The sequence below is a fragment of the Nocardia sp. NPDC004415 genome (genome assembly GCF_053602435.1).
Genome location: NZ_JBSGDP010000127.1, coordinates 1 through 1,486 on the forward strand (window position 1 = coordinate 1; position 1,486 = coordinate 1,486).

Genomic DNA, 1,486 nt, shown 5'->3' on the forward strand with positions numbered 1-1,486 from the left:
CCGCCGTCGTCATCAACGCCACCCCGGGCGCGGGCTCGCTCGAACTGCTCACCGGACTTCGCGAGCAGTTGCGCGACACGATCCTCGTCGATGTCGCCAACGCCACCCTCGACGGACCCGACGGCCTGCCCGGCGACCTGCTCTACCCCGGTTCGAGCCTCGCCGAGAAACTGCAGTCCGCACTGCCGGAGACGTCGGTGGTCAAGACCCTCAACACCATGCTCTTCCCGGTGATGACCAACCCGGGCCTCCTCGCGGAGGCGCCCGAGGTCTTCCTTTCCGGCGACGACCTGCGGGCAAAACAGATCGTCGGTGGACTGCTCGCCGACCTCGGCTGGCGCCCGGAGTGGATCACCGATCTCGGTGGTATCCACACCGCCCGTGCCACCGAGGCCGCGATACTGTTCGTACCGCCGGTGATCCGCTCCGGCGGGTTCGCGCCCTTCGCGATCACGATCGCCCGCTGAGCACGCACGCGGTCAGCTGTCGACTCCGTCCACTCAGCGGGCGGAGTCGATCGCGGTGCGCAGGCTCGCCTCGGTGGAGAGGGTACTGCTGTCGGCCTTGGCGCCGTCGATGAAGACTGTCGGGGTGGCCTTGACCCTTCCGTCGAGGATCTCGGCGGTGCGGGCGCGCAGGTAGGCGTCGTGGGTGCGGGCGGTGATGCATTGCGCGACAGTGGGATCGCGGTAGCCGGCTTGTTCGGCCAGGGCGATCAGTTCGCTGTCGGGGAAGCCGGCTTCGCCGCCCTCGCCGGGCTGGTTCTCGAACATGACGCTCAGCCAGTGCTGGTAGTTCGCCAGGCCCGAGGCCGCGACGCAGTAGGAGGCGTTGCCCGCGCGGGAGGAGTACTCGTCGGTGGAGGCGCGGTCGAGGAAGGTGACGATGTTGTATTCGACTGCCGCGGTGCCGTTGTCGACCACTTCGGCGAGCAGCGCGCCATGGATCTCCTCGAAGTGCGCGCAGGCGGGGCACTGCAGATCCGCCACGACCCGGATGGTGACGGGAGCCCCCGGCTCACCGACCCGGATCGCGCCATTGGCGGTCGCGCCCACCGGGACGGGGCCGGTGACATCGAATGTCGCGGGCAGTGCGCTCCCCGCGACGACCGAGCCGAAGCTACGCCCGGCGAGCACACCCACCACGACCGCCATCGTCAGCACCAGGACGGCAGCCACGCCGGTCAGCGCGATCGTGCGCGCCTGTCGCCCCGCATCATTCGTCCCCATGCACCGTCCCGCTCTTCTGTGAGTGATGTCGACCGCCGGCGACAACACGCTCGACCGCATCGAGCTCGCACGCCACCAGGACGGGTCCCGGGGGCGTGCGAGCTGGTATCACGGTGGCCGATACGTCTACCGATACCTATCCGGCGATCGTGTGATCGAACCAGGTTGGATGACACCATCGCCCCGGCCCCCCCCCCCAAGCGGGAATTTGTTTTTGTGGCTCAGAACAAATCGGGGTTGGTTTTTTGGGTGGGGTT

At 68.2% G+C, this 1,486-nt stretch carries 2 protein-coding genes; one reads left to right on the top strand and one right to left on the bottom strand.

Annotation, left to right across the window (positions count from 1 at the left end):
- The coding region (locus ACWEMY_RS29240; protein ID WP_452392607.1) for an NADPH-dependent F420 reductase at positions 1-467 on the top strand (467 nt) is incomplete at its 5' end.
- A gap of 33 nt (positions 468-500) precedes the next feature.
- Here ACWEMY_RS29240 and ACWEMY_RS29245 read toward each other — a convergent pair.
- Positions 501-1,229: a DsbA family protein gene (locus tag ACWEMY_RS29245; RefSeq protein WP_452392608.1), complete on the bottom strand. Its 729-nt coding sequence runs from the start codon at positions 1,227-1,229 to the stop codon at positions 501-503.
- Positions 1,230-1,486: the final 257 nt, after the last annotated feature.

Excerpts from the sequence above, each read along its gene's own strand:
- ACWEMY_RS29245 (WP_452392608.1), bottom strand. The coding sequence starts at position 1,229 with ATGGGGACGAATGATGCGGGGCGACAGGCGCGCACGATCGCGCTGACC.